Origin of the sequence: Photobacterium sp. Ph5 (assembly GCF_022129445.1) — a bacterium.
In the GTDB taxonomy this organism is placed as follows: domain Bacteria; phylum Pseudomonadota; class Gammaproteobacteria; order Enterobacterales; family Vibrionaceae; genus Photobacterium.
Window position 1 is genome coordinate 1 of sequence record NZ_JADQAQ010000076.1, and the last position, 15,770, is coordinate 15,770.

The 15,770-nt window shown below is 42.9% G+C and carries 11 protein-coding genes; 4 read left to right on the top strand and 7 right to left on the bottom strand.

The features are described 5' to 3' along the window. Positions 1–98: 98 nt before the first annotated feature. Positions 99–1,010, bottom strand: a complete 912-nt coding sequence (oxyR, locus tag I3259_RS18980; protein ID WP_238031264.1) for a DNA-binding transcriptional regulator OxyR — start codon at positions 1,008–1,010, stop codon at positions 99–101. Between the two features lie 155 nt (positions 1,011–1,165). Between oxyR and I3259_RS18985 the strand changes: the two genes are divergently transcribed. After that, a complete protein-coding gene (locus I3259_RS18985) occupies positions 1,166–1,894 on the top strand; it encodes a glutathione peroxidase (RefSeq protein WP_238031265.1) in 729 nt (242 codons plus the stop codon). 153 nt (positions 1,895–2,047) lie between these two features. Here the strand turns inward: I3259_RS18985 and argH are convergent, their stop codons facing one another. From argH to argC, 4 genes are all read right to left on the bottom strand, one after another. Continuing rightward, positions 2,048–3,925, bottom strand: a complete 1,878-nt coding sequence (gene argH / locus I3259_RS18990; RefSeq protein ID WP_238031266.1) for an argininosuccinate lyase — start codon at positions 3,923–3,925, stop codon at positions 2,048–2,050. Between the two features lie 97 nt (positions 3,926–4,022). Continuing rightward, positions 4,023–5,231 carry an argininosuccinate synthase gene (locus tag I3259_RS18995; protein ID WP_238031267.1) on the bottom strand — a complete coding sequence of 403 codons (1,209 nt, stop codon included), beginning with the start codon at positions 5,229–5,231 and terminating at the stop codon, positions 4,023–4,025. Positions 5,232–5,304: 73 nt separating this feature from the next. After that, positions 5,305–6,084 (bottom strand): acetylglutamate kinase, encoded by a 780-nt coding sequence (gene argB, locus I3259_RS19000; protein WP_238031268.1) that lies wholly within the window; start codon positions 6,082–6,084, stop codon positions 5,305–5,307. Positions 6,085–6,094: 10 nt separating this feature from the next. Further along, positions 6,095–7,108, bottom strand: coding sequence for an N-acetyl-gamma-glutamyl-phosphate reductase (argC, locus tag I3259_RS19005; RefSeq protein ID WP_238031269.1), 1,014 nt, complete (start codon positions 7,106–7,108; stop codon positions 6,095–6,097). A gap of 625 nt (positions 7,109–7,733) precedes the next feature. Here argC and ppc point away from each other — a divergent pair. Then, a complete protein-coding gene (gene ppc, locus I3259_RS19010; protein WP_238031270.1) occupies positions 7,734–10,364 on the top strand; it encodes a phosphoenolpyruvate carboxylase in 2,631 nt (876 codons plus the stop codon). A 407-nt stretch (positions 10,365–10,771) separates the two neighbouring features. Continuing rightward, entirely contained in the window at positions 10,772–11,335 is a 564-nt protein-coding gene (locus I3259_RS19015; protein ID WP_238031271.1) for a PadR family transcriptional regulator, read from the top strand. A 138-nt stretch (positions 11,336–11,473) separates the two neighbouring features. On the opposite strand, the gene I3259_RS19020 is transcribed toward I3259_RS19015, so the two are convergent. Together I3259_RS19020 and I3259_RS19025 are read right to left on the bottom strand one after the other, a co-directional pair. Next, positions 11,474–13,888, bottom strand: coding sequence for a bifunctional aspartate kinase/homoserine dehydrogenase II (locus tag I3259_RS19020; RefSeq protein ID WP_238031272.1), 2,415 nt, complete (start codon positions 13,886–13,888; stop codon positions 11,474–11,476). Beyond that, positions 13,888–15,054, bottom strand: coding sequence for an O-succinylhomoserine (thiol)-lyase (locus tag I3259_RS19025; protein ID WP_238031273.1), 1,167 nt, complete (start codon positions 15,052–15,054; stop codon positions 13,888–13,890). Before I3259_RS19025 ends, I3259_RS19020 begins: the two co-directional genes overlap by 1 nt. A gap of 304 nt (positions 15,055–15,358) precedes the next feature. On the opposite strand from I3259_RS19025, the gene metJ reads away from it, so the two are divergent. Beyond that, entirely contained in the window at positions 15,359–15,676 is a 318-nt protein-coding gene (gene metJ, locus I3259_RS19030) for a met regulon transcriptional regulator MetJ (protein ID WP_005371859.1), read from the top strand. The last annotated feature ends 94 nt before the right edge of the window (positions 15,677–15,770 follow it).

A 15,770-nucleotide genomic window follows, 5' to 3' on the forward strand; every position in this document is an offset into this window, starting at 1 on the left:
ACACATCTATAGGATCGTTCAACTGATCATTTTTGTCTTAACTGATCGGCATTACGCTCATTGAGCGCTCTTTTTTATTTCAGTAAACGAAGTAGATATTATGACTGGGTATGTTTAGCAAAAACTTCTGGCATTTTTTCTCGAATGACTTCAGCCAGCTTTTCATAACGGGCTTTCAGTGGTGAACCCGGACGATAAGCTAACGTGATCAAGCGTGTTGGCTGTGGATGTTTTGCCGCGATATAACACACACCATCACGGCAATGCTCCTTCGGGCTCGCTAATTGTGGGAGTAACGTAATACCACTGCCAGCTGCAACCATGTTACGTAAAGTCTCTAAACTAGTGGCTTTAAAGCGGCCATCATCACGCGCACCTGCAGCAAAACAAAAGCCAAGCGCTTGATTACGCAAACAGTGCCCATCTTCTAGCATTAATAAACTTTCACCATGTAACAAAGACATATCAATGTCTTTTTCTTTTGCCCATTTGTGCGTTTCAGGCACTGCTAGCATCATCGGCTCATCATATAATGGCAACTCAATAAACGGCTCACTTTCTTTCACCGCAGCTAAAATCATACAATCTAATTTGCCTTCTTCTAACTGTTGAACCAATTGATGGGTTTGCGCTTCATGCAAAAACAGTTCTAATTCAGGAAAGGCTTCTTTCAAGCTTGGAATAATTTGCGGTAAAAGGTACGGGCCAACCGTTGGAATAAAGCCAATATGCAACGGTCCCGACATACTTTCTCCTTGCACACTAGCAAGTTCTGTAAGTATTTTGACTTCAAGCAACACTTTCTGTGCCTGAGCGACTAAACTCAACCCTGCGTCAGTGAATAGTACTCGACGGCTAGTTCTTTCCAATAATGAAACACCTAGCTCATCTTCTAGTTTTCTAATTTGTCCACTTAATGTGGGCTGGCTGACGTAACAGGCTTCGGCTGCTTTACGAAAGTGTTTGTGCTCAGAGAGAGCAACAAGATATTCCAGATCACGAATATTCATTAGTATGTCTTATAATAGGATTCGACTATTGAAACCATAGCAGCAAACGATTGGAGCTATCAAGAGTAAAGTTACATAATATCTACAGTAAATGGAGCAAATGATTAAACACTCCGATTACATCAGACTTATTTATATTTTTAAGGGATTACATTATGTTCGCATCTAAAGAAGGTCAGGCTGTACCGCAAGTTACTTTCCACACACGTAAAGGTGATCAGTGGGTTGACGTAACAACTGAAGATTTATTCGCTAATAAGACTGTTGTCGTATTTAGTCTACCTGGCGCATTTACACCAACATGTTCTTCAAGCCACTTACCTCGTTACAACGAGTTAGCACCAGTATTTGCTGAAAATGGCGTCGATGACATCCTATGTGTATCTGTAAACGATACGTTCGTAATGAATGCATGGAAAGCCGATCAAGACGCTGAAAACATCACTTTCATTCCCGATGGTAATGGTGAGTTCACTAAAGGCATGGGCATGCTGGTTGAGAAAGATGACCTAGGTTTTGGTGCTCGTTCATGGCGTTATAGCATGCTAATTAAAAATGGCGTTGTTGAAAAAATGTTCGTTGAAAATGAAGAACCAGGCGACCCGTTTAAAGTGTCTGACGCAGACACGATGCTGAAATACATTGCGCCAGAGCAGAAGTTACAAGAATCAATTACCGTATTCTCTAAACCTGGTTGCCCTTTCTGTGTGAAAGCAAAACAAAACTTGATCGACAAAGGTCTACAGTATGAAGAAATTATTCTAGGTAAAGATGCGACAACCGTTTCTTTACGTGCAATTACAGGTCGTAGCACTGTTCCTCAAGTATTCATCGGTGGTAAGCATATCGGTGGTAGCGAAGAGTTAGAAACTTACCTAGGCTAAGCTTTCAAGTATTATCTGGATTGTGGTCCAGATTGCTCATCAATTAAAACCTGCAGTTTAATTGGTGAGCAAAAACAAAACCGCAACAACTCTCCAAATAAAAAGCCCTCTTGATGAGGGCTTTTTTCGATGTAGAAATGTGCAAATTAACCGTTAAGCGACATTAACAGTAGGTATTCGCTGCTCTTGATCCAATCGCACTTCAAGCGCGACTTCATCACAGGCATGCTGACGAGGACAGCGATCACAATCTTTCATTACCTTCTCTGGCAATAAGGATTTCGATGTCGGAGTAAAGCCTCGCTTCATAAAGAACTCTGGTACTCGGGTCAAAACAAAGACTTTCTTAATTGCCATTTGCTCAGCTTTTTCAAGCAAGTGCTCAACAATTGCTTTACCTTGTCCTTGCTGCTGCCAACCCGCTTCAACACCTAAAGAGCGAATTTCCGCAAGCCCTGAATCATAGACATATAACGACGCACAACCTGTCACGACACCATGATGTTCTGCCACCGCAAACGAGCCAATATCACGGACTAATTCATTTCGATTACGTGGTAAGTTTTCACCAAGCCCTGCCCAGTACACCACCATACCTTCAATCGCATCAAGATCCGTTAAGCGAGCGCCACGCACTTTCACGCTTGGTGAGTAACGTTTTTCTAAGCGTTTTTCAGCCTGACTAATCGCGTAATCCACTTGATTTGGTGCAACGCCACCCAGTGCACAACGTTTATCTAAACACGATTCAATGGTCAGAATTGGATATACATCCTCATCAATCACGTCAGAGAATTGCTTCATCTCTTCAAGTGATAACTCTTCTAGTGCGCAACCTTTGGCAATCGCTGCCACCACTGCTACACCAACAATATGGTGCGCTTCACGGAATGGAATCCCTTTCGCCACTAAATAATCAGCAAGCTCTGTCGCATTCGAATAACCTTGCATTGCAGCTTCTAAGGTACGGTCTTTATTAACCTGAATACCATCAAAACACAGCGCTGCCATTTCCATACAGTCATGCCAGCTGTCGAGCGCATCAAACAAGCCTTCTTTGTCTTCTTGCATGTCTTTGTTGTATGCAAGCGGTAAGGCTTTAACCGTCATCATCATACCAGTCATCGCGCCATACACACGCCCACACTTACCACGGATAAGCTCTAATGCATCTGGGTTTTTCTTCTGTGGCATCAAAGATGAACCTGATGTCACCGTATCTGCCAACTCAATGAAATTAGATTCACCAGAGTTGTAGAAGATCAGATCTTCTGCCATACGAGATAAGTGAAGCATAGATATAGAAGCGGTAGAAAGCAGCTCCATCACATGATCGCGATCGGAGACTGAATCTAAACTGTTACGGGTTGCACGGTGGAAACCTAAACTATGAGCCAATACTTCACGGTCAATCGGATAAGCCGTACCCGCCAATGCGCCAGAGCCTAACGGACAGGTATCTAAACGATCGAGCGCATCGGTTAAGCGAGAATAATCACGCTCAAACATCTCGACATAGGCTAGACACCAATGGGCAAAAGTCACAGGCTGAGCACGTTGCAAGTGAGTGTAACCCGGTAGAACCGTCGCTTGATGATCACGAGCTACCATCACCAGTTGCTGCTGTAAGCGATCGAGCATTAACAATAATTGTTGGCCTTGCTGACGACACCATAGTTTTAAATCGGTCGCTACCTGATCATTACGTGAACGTCCGGTATGAAGCTTCTTACCTAAATCACCCACTTTAGCAATCAACTGCTGTTCGACCCAACTATGAATATCTTCCGCATCTGAACGTAAAATTTGCTCAGGATCTTCCATCACAGCAAGTTTTAGCTCATTCAATGCCAGCTCAAGCTTTTGCTGCTCTTGCTCAGTTAATACATCGACCTGACGAAGGGCTTTAGACCATGCGATTGAGCCAACAATATCTTGCTCAGCAAGACGGTAGTCAAAGCGCAGTGAATCATTGAATTGTTTAAACCGTGTGTCAGCTGCCTGACTAAAACGTCCGCCCCATAATGCCATGGTACCTCTCCTTTGCTCAGCGTATCGACTTGCTTATCTTGTTATGGCGTGAATTCAACGGGGCATAAGTAGGGAGCCCCGTTGAGTGTGTTACTGATTATTTCTTTTGACTGTTTAGCGCACGAATACGGCTTGCTAGTGAATAAAGGCGAATGAACCCACCAGCATGGCTGTGATCGTAAACCTCATCTTCACCGAAGGTAGCAAACTCTTCCGAGTACAAGCTGTTAGTAGAACGCTTCTGGATCACCGTCGCTTGGCCTTTGTAAAGCTTCACTACCACTTCTCCACTGACATCTTTTGCTAATTCATCCGCTGCGGCAATCAACGACTGGCACAGAGGTGTAAACCAACGACCATCATAAATAAGGTGAGAAGCTTTAAGACCCAATGTTTGACGGAAATCGAACGATTCTTTATCTAGCACTAGCTGCTCAACCGCACGTAGCGCTTCCATCATAATTGTGCCTCCTGGTGTTTCATAACAACCACGAGACTTCATACCGACTAGGCGGTTTTCTACGATATCGATACGACCAACACCATGTTCGATACCTTTCTTATTGAGATAAGTTAGCACGTTGTATGGCGTCATCGCTTCACCATCAACTGCAACCACTTCACCTTGCTCAATCTTAAGTGTTACCGTTTCAGCTTGATCTGGTGCTTGCTCTGGATCTTTTGTCCAAACCCAACAGAGATCGTTTGGTGCGTTCCACGTATCTTCAAGCACACCACCTTCTGTTGATACGTGCCAAGCATTAGCATCACGTGAGTAAATTTTCTCAAGCGATGCGGTACATGGAATATCACGCTCAGCAAGGTAATCCAGCAATGCTTCACGACTACGTAAATCCCACTCACGCCAAGGAGCAATCACTTTTAGCTGAGGTGCAAGTGCGGCAAATGCACCTTCAAAACGCACTTGATCGTTACCTTTACCAGTACAACCATGACATAGCGCATCGGCACCCACTTCCAATGCACACTCAACTTGTGCTTTAGCGATAATTGGACGCGCCATTGACGTACCAAGCAGATATTTACCTTCGTACACCGCACCTGTTTTTAATGATGGGTAGATGTAATCTTTTACCATCTCTTCTTTCAGATCGGCGATGTAACAAGATGAAGCGCCTGAAGCCAATGCTTTTTCTTCAATGCCTTCTAGCTCCTCTTCGCCTTGACCCACATCGGCCACGAATGCGACAACTTCACAGTCATAGTTCTCTTTCAACCATGGAATGATAGCCGATGTATCTAAACCGCCCGAATAGGCTAATACAACTTTATTAATCTTACTCATGTGCTGCTCTCCTTATCAGCCTTGCGGTTATTCCGTTCAGGCGATGTGCTAAATATTGTTAACTAAAATTCAATTACAACGTAAATTTGGTACCGATGCTTGCGCCATCAAATAATGCTGTTAATTTTTCAGGGGAACGCCAACTCGCTACTTCAATAGGACGGCCTAGCGCTTTTGCGGCATCAAATGCTGCACGTACTTTGACAATCATGCCATCAGTGATCACCGCTTGTTCAATCAGCGATTCCGCTTCAGCTTCTGATAACACTTCAATTAACTGCCCTTGGCCATCTAACACGCCACTCACATCAGACAAAAGTACCAATTCACCATCAACAGCAGCGGCAACAGCAACAGCGGCTTGATCTGCATTGACATTCATCAACTCGCCCTGTGCATCTAAACCAATCGAACTAATGATTGGCATATAACCCGATGCAATGATTTGTGAAACCAGTGTGCCATTACCCGGCTTAGCATTACCCACTGAGCCTAACTCAGGATCTAACTGTGAAACTTCACACAAACCACCATCCGCAAGGCTGAGTCCTACCGCTTTAACGCCAGATTTAATCGCCTGCCCTTGCAGTAACTTGTTGGCGGTACCTGCTAGTGCTCCTGCAATAACGGGGATCTGATCACTAGGAGTGACACGTAAACCTTGTTTTTTAATCGTCGGTAATTGTAGTTTCGCCATTAAGTCATCCACTAAATACCCCCCACCGTGCACCAACATTAATGGACGGCGAGAGTTTTCTTGATAACTGTTAATCGCTAGAAACAATTTTTCTAAGGTTTCAGAACACGAAAGAACTGCACCACCTAATTTAATGACCAATGGAACCTGATTCATTATCGAACTCCTACACTAAAGCCGTTAATTGCGGGAAACCATTTCGAATATTTATGCACTGCATCGCTTGCGACGATGCTCCTTTTAACAAGTTATCAATCGCAGAGGTTAAAATGATGTGTTGACCATTCACCTGCCAGCCAATATCACAGAAGCAAGTCCCCACCACATTTTGTAAACATGCCGCTTGTGTTCCTAAAAGACGTACCGCATGTTTATCTGCCGCAGATGCATAAGCAAGGTTCAATGCTTCCGTTACCTGCTCGAGCGTAACGCCATCAGCCAACTTGGCTGTAATAGTTGCAAGAATGCCACGTTTAAAATTGCCAAGATGAGGAGTAAAGATAACGTCGCGACCTAAATGGGTACTAATTTCTGGTTGGTGACGATGGGAGAACAAACCATAAGCTTGCAGGCTAACTTCACAGAAGCTATTGGTCATGGTTGCTTTACGTCCTGCGCCAGACACACCACTCACCGCATTGATCACTGGCCACTGCTCAGTATCAAGTAAACCAGCTTCAATGAGAGGCTTAAGTGCCAATTGCGATGCAGTTGGATAACAACCGGGTACTGCAATTAGCTGTGCCGTTGCGATCGCTTCATAATTCCATTCTGCTAAACCGTAAACCGCTTGCTCAAGCCATTCAGAATACTGATGTTCAAAGCCATAGTACTGGGTGTAGAAATCATCACCTTTAACACGGAATGCACCCGATAAATCAAACACCTGACAGCCTTGCTCTAGAAAATCAGCAGCTAAGTCATGACTCACTTGATGTGCTGTTGCCAGCAGTACTATATCTGCTTGTTTAGCAATGGCTTTGGGGTCGACTAATGGTTGTAGCGGTAAATCAACGATGCCTTTCAATTGACCATGCAAATCACTTAAAGATTTACCAGCATCAAGACTATTTTCAGAAACAAATAACCCTGCTAATTCTAAGTGAGAATGGTTAACCACCATTTTCGCAAGCTCTGCGCCGGTATAGCCGCTTGCACCGATAATTAGAGTCTTTAACATTACAAATTCCATTTTAGTCTAATGATTATTGTTACCGTTGAGGCGCAAACATGGCTTGAGTCTTTATCTTTTTGCAGCTGTAACGTGTAACAAGGTGTGCTGTAAACAGCAAATATGAGGGGTGCATACGCACCAAGCGAATATGACTTAGCGTCGTCGGAAGGTATGAGTAAAAAGCTTCGCTTGGTTCATGTTAAAACATCCTAAATTAACAATGGAGACCCGGCATTCCTTGCTCAGGTTACGGCTAAATAAAGCAATAAATTATTCGTTTGCGTTGCATTTATATGTTTACTGATTAATTAACGTACTGTCAACAGGAAAGCCTTAAAAACCTTTGCTTTGTTATCCTTTTTAAAACCTTTTCTTCATCTTTTTGTAACGTTTTCATCATTCATCGATTTGACATCAGTTTGAGACAATATTATTACTAACTGTTATTTGTTAGCAAACGAGCAATAATGAAACAAAATTACAGACTTCAATCTCATTTATGACCAAAATCAAAATAGAACGGTTTTAATGCTTGTAAATGTAATGATAGTTGACCTCAAAGTGAGATCACGGCTAGATTGTCTGTTAGATGTTTAAATTGGATGTAACTAAATTACGAGATGGATGCGATATGAATGAGAAATACAGCACGTTAAAAAGTAACGTAAGTATGCTAGGCCACCTGCTTGGTAATACCATTAAAACGGCACATGGTGACGAACTGTTAGATAAAGTCGAAACTATTCGTAAACTATCTAAATCAGCACATTCTGGTAGTGAAGAAGATCGAGTAAAGCTTATCGATGAACTTCAAAATCTACCTGATGATCAACTACTTCCAGTTGCTCGTGCCTTTAGCCAATTCTTAAATCTCACGAATATTGCAGAGCAATACCATACGATCTCTCGCCAATGTGAAACCACATTATGCAGCCCTGGTGCACTCGATGAGCTATTCAATAAGCTAACCGATAATGATGTTAATCAGCTTGATTCTATTGAAGCCGTTCGTGAGCTTAATATTGATTTAGTGCTAACAGCACACCCAACAGAAATAGCTCGACGTACCATGATCCACAAATTGGTACAGATTAATAAATGTTTATCTCAATTAGAGCTTAGCGAATTATCAACCTCTGAACGAGCGCGTGTTGAGCAGCGTCTTGAACAACTCATAGCACAAGCATGGCACTCAGATGTTATTCGTCAGCAACGTCCAACCCCTATTGATGAAGCAAAATGGGGTTATGCCGTTATTGAAAATTCGCTATGGCAAGCGGTACCAGAATTTCTTCGTCTATTTGATGAAAAATTACAGCAACACCTCGGCGAAGCACTGCCCCTTGATGCATCGCCAGTCACTTTCTCATCTTGGATGGGTGGCGACCGCGACGGTAACCCATTTGTCACTTCAAATGTGACACGTGAAGTGCTTTTCTTATCACGCTGGAAAGCAGCCGATCTTTACCTCACTGATATTCAAGAGTTAATCAACGAATTATCCATGATTCAGTGTAACGAAACAGTACGTAAACTTGCCGGTGAAGAACATGAACCTTACCGTGCTATCTTAAAACAATTACGTACCAAGCTACTGCATACACGTGACAATCTTGATGCGAAAATCCATGGTCAAAAACCAGCAACCGATACTCTTATTCAAGATGTCTCTGAACTGTGGGATCCACTGTACGCGTGTTACCAATCACTGCATGATTGTGGCATGGCTATTATTGCTGATGGCCTACTGCTTGATACATTACGTCGCGTAAAATGCTTTGGCGTACACTTAGTCCGTTTAGATATTCGCCAAGAAAGCACCCGTCATTCTGATGTAATTTCTGAGCTTACTCGTTATCTTGGCTTGGGTGATTATGATCAATGGAGCGAGCAAGATAAAATTGCTTTCCTTGTTCGAGAACTATCATCTAAACGCCCGCTTCTTCCTCGTGATTGGCAACCATCACCAGATGTCAAAGAAGTCATTGAGACTTGTAAAGCCATTGCTGAACAATCCCGTGAAGCATTAGGCTCATATGTCATCTCAATGGCACGTACGGCTTCTGATGTACTAGCTGTTCACTTACTTCTACAAGAAGCTGGTTGCCCATTTAGAATGGACGTGTGTCCGTTGTTTGAAACACTTGATGATTTGAATAATGGCGCAGATGTTATTGAGCAACTACTGAATATCGACTGGTATCGTGGCTTTATTCAAAACCATCAAATGGTCATGATCGGCTATTCAGATTCCGCTAAAGATGCAGGTGTCATGTCTGCCGGTTGGGCGCAATACAGCGCAATGGAGAAACTGGTTGATGTCTGTGAACAAGCTGGAGTTGAAATTACTTTATTCCACGGTCGAGGCGGTAGCATCGGTCGTGGTGGCGCACCTGCACATGCTGCACTATTATCTCAACCACCACGCAGCTTAAAAGGTGGCTTACGTGTAACTGAACAAGGTGAAATGATCCGCTTTAAGCTAGGTCTACCAGAAGTTGCAATCAATAGCCTAAGCCTTTATGCCAGTGCAACACTTGAAGCAAACCTGCTTCCGCCTCCGGCTCCTAAGCAAGAATGGCGTGAAATAATGGATGTGTTGTCTGAAGTCTCTTGTGAAGCCTATCGCAATGTTGTCCGTGTTGATCCTGAATTTGTCCCTTACTTCCGTGCAGCTACGCCTGAACTTGAGTTAGGTAAACTCCCTCTTGGTTCTCGTCCAGCGAAACGTAATCCACAAGGTGGCGTAGAAAGCTTACGTGCGATCCCATGGATTTTCGCTTGGAGTCAAAATCGCCTATTACTACCCGCATGGCTAGGTGCTGGTGAAGCGATTCAGTACTCAATCGATAAAGGGCACGCTAAATTGTTAGAAGATATGTGTCGAGAGTGGCCTTTCTTCTCTACACGTCTAGGTATGCTTGAAATGGTTTACACCAAAACCAATACAGGTATTGCTAAATACTATGACGAGCGTCTAACGGATGAGTCTTTATGGCCTTTAGGTCAAAGACTTCGAGACCAATTAGGTAAAGATATTAAAGCGGTATTAACGGTTGAAAATAACGATCACTTAATGGAACAAGACCCTTGGGGTGCAGAATCAATTCGATTACGCAACATTTATGTTGAACCTCTTAACATGCTACAAGCAGAATTGTTATATCGAACTCGACAGCAGGAAGAACTACCTTCAGCACTTGAAGAAGCATTAATGGTTACTATTGCAGGTATTGCAACAGGAATGCGCAATACTGGCTAGCAAATCGCAATAATTTATAAGGGCCATTTTATGGCCCTTTTTTTGCCCGTTATTTATCAATATGTTAAGAAAAAGCTTTTTTGTCTCAATATTGATACAGCATAAGGTTTCTTAACAGAGCTATGATAGTTGTAACTTCGATATGAGCGATGATGTATAAGATTATTCAATCGCTAATGGTGCGAGCGTTTTATCGCTATCGAAGTAAGGTCACAAGATAATAAATTTGCAAGCCTGTCTATCAGATATTTCATATTGAAGTATCGATATTGAGCAAATTAATGATATTGTATGCGGTCTCAACCAAACTGTAAGATATTAAGATTATAAATAAAAACGCCATTACGAAGCGTCTGTAATCTAGTTCGGTTGTTATTTTTATTTGACGTATTTAACGGATAGAAGAGATGTCACTACCACACGTAATTTTAACCGTGCTGAGCAACAGAGAAGCAACGGGTTATGATATAACTAAAGAGTTTTCTCATAGTATTGGCTATTTTTGGAAAGCGAGCCACCAACAGGTGTATCGTGAACTAAATAAGATGGCTACTAACGATCAAGTAACATGTCGACTTGAACCTCAAGAGGGTAAGCCTGATCGTAAAGTCTATGCAATCACAGATGCGGGTCGCCAAGCATTATTTAATTGGTTTGAAGAACCAGCACGTAATCCTACAACTCGTGATGAGTTCTCAGCAAAGCTGTTAGTTTGCGGTGTTCATAATTCAGAGCCAATGCAAAAACAACTTGCTGCATTGATCGATGAATCTCAAACACTGATCGGCCATTACAAAGAGCTAGAAAAAATCCATTTCAGCGATTACAAGTCAATGGATCGTCAACAACGCTTAGATCGTTTAACACTTCGTCGTGGGTTACATAACCGCCAAGCTTGGATTGACTGGGCTGAAGAAGTACTTATTGAACTAAAAGATATGGACAGCAACGGTAGTTCCGTCGCGCTATAGTCCTGACTATTTCTAACAAACTAATTAAGCCGCAGTTTTACTGCGGCTTATTTTTTTCAGCAAAAATCATTTACAACCCAGCATTATTTAAAAGATAAAGCCCGCAAATAAGCGGACTTTTTATCTTTTGTCAAACCGTTACAATAAACATGCAAGCCGATTTATATCTGATAATAATGCACCAGCCGTCACATCACGCCCCGCTCCAGGTCCTCTAATCACTAACGGATTATCACGGTACCAATGGCTTTCAATCGCAAAGATATTATCGCATGGAAGTAAATTAGCTAACGCATGCTCTTGGGGTAATGCCTCAACACCAACATAAGCTTTTCCGTGCCGATCTAATCGAGCAACATAACGCAAAACTTTTTCTTCCTCACGTGCACTTTCTAATCGCTCGGCTAAAATCTCGTCAAGTACTTGGGTTTGTTCAAAAAACTGCTCAACAGATAATGTTGCAAGATCGCTTGGGACTAAGCTTTCAACTTTAACCTGCTCAGGCTCAATGTCTAGACCTGATTCACGAGCTAATATCACAAGCTTACGCATCACATCACTGCCATCTAAATCATGGCGAGGATCAGGTTCAGTGAGTCCTTGCTGCCATGCTTGTTCTACTAACTCAGAAAATGGCACACTACCATCATACTGTTGGAACAACCAAGACAAGGTGCCTGAGAAAATACCAGAAACAGCGATGATCTGATCGCCACTCTCTCGTAAATCACGAACAGTATGATTCACCGGAAGCCCAGCACCAACCGTCGCGTTATACAACCAATGACGACTGCTTTTCGCGAATGCATCAATCACCGCATGATAATCCTTGCTGCTGGCAGATCCCGCCACTTTATTCGCTGAAATCAAATGTAAACCGTGTTCAGCAATTTCAGGGTAACGCTTTGACAGATCACTACTTGCGGTCACATCAAGCACAATCACATCGTCATAATCAGCACTCGCAATGTGAGAGAAAAGTGCATTCTCTTGATACTCAATTGCTTCTTGTTCAAATTGGGTCAGTGCCTGCGAGGGCTCTATACCAGAAAAGCTCATCCAGCAACGACGACTATCGAGGATCCCTATCAAAGTGAAACTTAAACCATGACGTTTTTCTAACGTTGATTTCTCTCGTTCGAATAACTCAAGCCAACGGCTACCAATATTGCCTTTGCCACAGAGTACTAACCCGACTCGTTTTTGAGCTTGGAAGAGCGCTTGGTGAATATCACTAACTAGGCTTTCTGTTTCAACATGACGTAATACAGCAACCAAACTTAGCCCTGAATCCGCTTCAGTCATAAACTCAACCGGTAAGCCTTTTAGCTGCTGATAAAAACCATGACAATGGATAGGATTATTGATCACCCCAGCCCCCACGGCAGCGACCATCGAAAAGCCTTCTCGCAACCGTAATTCTGCGGGTGTGCCACTATCTTGCAGTAAATTTAATACGTCATTAACCACCTCTCGAGTATAAGCCAGCATAATACGGCCTTTACTCTGCTCTAGGCTTTGCGCCAACGGCGCTAACTGATGACGCGACAACAAACGCTCAACGTCTTCACGTACATGTTGCACATCCATACCACGAGGAACATCAACTTCAATCAAACACACATCATCAAGTGAAGAGACAATTTTTGCCCCTCGGCCTGATGCTAGAACACGTTCAACTCGCGTGGAACCAGATTCTGGTTGATGACTACAGCGCAACGTTAAATCTATCGAACTTTGCGCCACAGGTTGTAATGTACGGCTATGCAAAACAGGGGCAGCAAGACGAGCCAGCTCATTGGCTTCATCTAATCGTAATAACGGTAATAAACAGGCATCGCTAACTTTACGTGGATCAGCACTATAGACCCCAGCAACATCACTCCAAATCGTGACTCGATAAACATCCGCTAAAGCACCAATAATTGTCGCTGAGTAATCAGAACCATTACGACCAAGTAAAACGGTTTCCCCTTGCTCATTTTGGGCCATAAAACCTGTGATAACTAATCTGTGATGGCTATGCTGCGCAAACTGCTGTTGCAATAATGGCTTCGACGATCGGCTATCAACTTCTGGCTGTGCGGCGTGCTCGGCGCGTAAAAATAACCGAGAATCCAAATCTTTGGCGGGTAAGTCACGCTGACTAAGCAATGCTGCCAATAATCGTGCAGACCATACTTCACCATACCCTTGAATGGTGCCTCGAAGCGCTGGGCTGATGGTACTTTCACCATAACGAGCAATCGTTGAGAGATCATCATGTAACAATTCAATCAAACGTTCTGCTGTCGGTGAATAAAGCAAAGACTCAATTAATTGTTGCTGATAACTGCGCACAGATAACAAGGTTTCATGGGCTTGACGGCCATCTTTTTCTAATTGCGCTAACCATGATATAAGTTGATTTGTTGTCTTTCCTGCGGCTGAAACAACAATTAAATCTTCATTGTTTGAATACTCTGCCAGAATATCCGCTACTCGGCGATAGCACTCAGGATCGGCTAAGCTACTACCGCCAAATTTATGTAATTGGCGTAATGCTTTTGTCATTAGTGAGCCTCCGCCGCGAGCTTAAAGGCTTGATCAAGATCGTCGATAAGATCACGAAGGTCTTCAAGGCCAACCGAAAGACGTAATAATGAGGTTGTGATCCCCGCTTCTGCTTGTGCTTCATCTGACATTGCGCGGTGAGTCATACTTGATGGATGCGCAATTAAGCTCTCTGTTCCACCTAATGATTCAGCCAATGAAAACAGTTTTAACTCTTTCACAAACACTTCAAGCTGAGTTTGATCACCCGCAAACTCAAAACTCATCATAGAGCCAAAACCTTTTTGCTGGCGCTTGGCAATCTCATGACCAGGATGTGATGGAAGACTTGGATGATAAATAGTACCCACCATCGCTTGTTGCTGAAGATAATCTAGCACTGCTACGCCATTCTCTTCATGCATTCTCATACGTGGTGATAATGTACGTAGGCCTCGCAAAGTTAGATAAGCATCAAATGGCGCACCAGTGGCACCAATACAGTTTGCCCACCACGCAATGGTTTCTGCCATTTCAGCGTCTTTAGAAATCAGCACCCCACCCACCACATCTGAGTGACCATTAAGGTACTTAGTTGTTGAGTGAACAACGAAGTCAGCCCCTAATTCAATTGGCTGTTGTAGTAGCGGCGATAAGAAAGTGTTATCGACAGCAACGAGGCAATCCACTGCTTTCGCTTGCTGACACAGCGCCGTAATATCAATCACACGTACTAATGGGTTAGACGGCGTTTCAACCCAAATTAGTTTAGGTTTTTTCTCTAAAGCGACTGCAAGTGCTTCTTGATCAGATTGATCAACGAACTCAACCTTAAAATCACCTTTATTGGCACGAGTATTAAATAATCGATAAGTACCGCCATAACAATCATGCGGCGCAACTATTAAATCATCAGGGCCTAGTAATGCAGTAACGAGTAAATTCATCGCTGCTGTGCCACAACTGGTTACAACACCACCTGCACCGCCTTCCATCTCACTAAGCGCGTCAGCTAACGTATTTCTTGTTGGGTTGCCCGAACGAGAATAATCATATTGCGGTACTTCGCCAAAAGCAGGAAAGCTATAGGTCGATGTTAAATAAATCGGAGGAACAACAGCATTATATTGCGAGTCAACATCAATACCGGTTCTTACTGCAATTGTCGCAAGTCGCTTATCACTCATACAAACATTCCTTGTCGGGCAGGATTTAAATCCAAGATAATAAATTTATAACAACTTTAACCACTACAAAACAAGACGTCAACACATCTGGACGTCTATATGTCTTTGCTTATGGCAGTAAATCCCGCTAAAATTCAGCCATAACAAAATAATGGTAACAACCTTACTGTAATTTTTCTGTTCAATACGGGACAAAACCGCGATGTTAACGTAATATCGCCGCCCTACAATCCCCCGTTGCTAACAGAGAGTGTCGATTCCTGTTACCACCATTATTAACCCAATATCGCTGAGAAGGTAAAACATGGCAAAGTGGAATGGCGAATATATTAGCCCTTACGCGGAACACGGTAAGAAAAACGAACAAGTAAAAAAAATTACTGTTTCGATTCCATTAAAGGTGCTTAAGATTCTGACTGATGAACGTACTCGTCGTCAGGTGAACAACCTTCGCCACGCAACAAATAGCGAATTACTTTGTGAAGCTTTTCTTCATGCCTACACAGGCCAACCGCTTCCCACTGATGATGATATTCGTAAAGATCGTCCTGACGATTTACCTGCAGAAGCAAAAGCATTAATGGACGCAATGGGCATCAGCTACGAAGACATTAATGAATAATCATTGCAGTACTATGTATACTAAAAAACCAGCCTAATGGCTTAATGCATGTGAATTAAGATAATTCACGTTTTCTTGAAGGCCTAGTCGCATA

What these genes read in the sequence shown, in the direction of transcription:
- oxyR (WP_238031264.1), bottom strand. Translation starts at nt 1,010, where the DNA reads ATGAATATTCGTGATCTGGAATATCTTGTTGCTCTCTCTGAGCACAAA.
- I3259_RS18985 (WP_238031265.1), top strand. Translation starts at nt 1,166, where the DNA reads ATGTTCGCATCTAAAGAAGGTCAGGCTGTACCGCAAGTTACTTTCCAC.
- argH (WP_238031266.1), bottom strand. Translation starts at nt 3,925, where the DNA reads ATGGCATTATGGGGCGGACGTTTTAGTCAGGCAGCTGACACACGGTTT.
- I3259_RS18995 (WP_238031267.1), bottom strand. Translation starts at nt 5,231, where the DNA reads ATGAGTAAGATTAATAAAGTTGTATTAGCCTATTCGGGCGGTTTAGAT.
- argB (WP_238031268.1), bottom strand. Translation starts at nt 6,084, where the DNA reads ATGAATCAGGTTCCATTGGTCATTAAATTAGGTGGTGCAGTTCTTTCG.
- argC (WP_238031269.1), bottom strand. Translation starts at nt 7,108, where the DNA reads ATGTTAAAGACTCTAATTATCGGTGCAAGCGGCTATACCGGCGCAGAG.
- ppc (WP_238031270.1), top strand. Translation starts at nt 7,734, where the DNA reads ATGAATGAGAAATACAGCACGTTAAAAAGTAACGTAAGTATGCTAGGC.
- I3259_RS19015 (WP_238031271.1), top strand. Translation starts at nt 10,772, where the DNA reads ATGTCACTACCACACGTAATTTTAACCGTGCTGAGCAACAGAGAAGCA.
- I3259_RS19020 (WP_238031272.1), bottom strand. Translation starts at nt 13,888, where the DNA reads ATGACAAAAGCATTACGCCAATTACATAAATTTGGCGGTAGTAGCTTA.
- I3259_RS19025 (WP_238031273.1), bottom strand. Translation starts at nt 15,054, where the DNA reads ATGAGTGATAAGCGACTTGCGACAATTGCAGTAAGAACCGGTATTGAT.
- metJ (WP_005371859.1), top strand. Translation starts at nt 15,359, where the DNA reads ATGGCAAAGTGGAATGGCGAATATATTAGCCCTTACGCGGAACACGGT.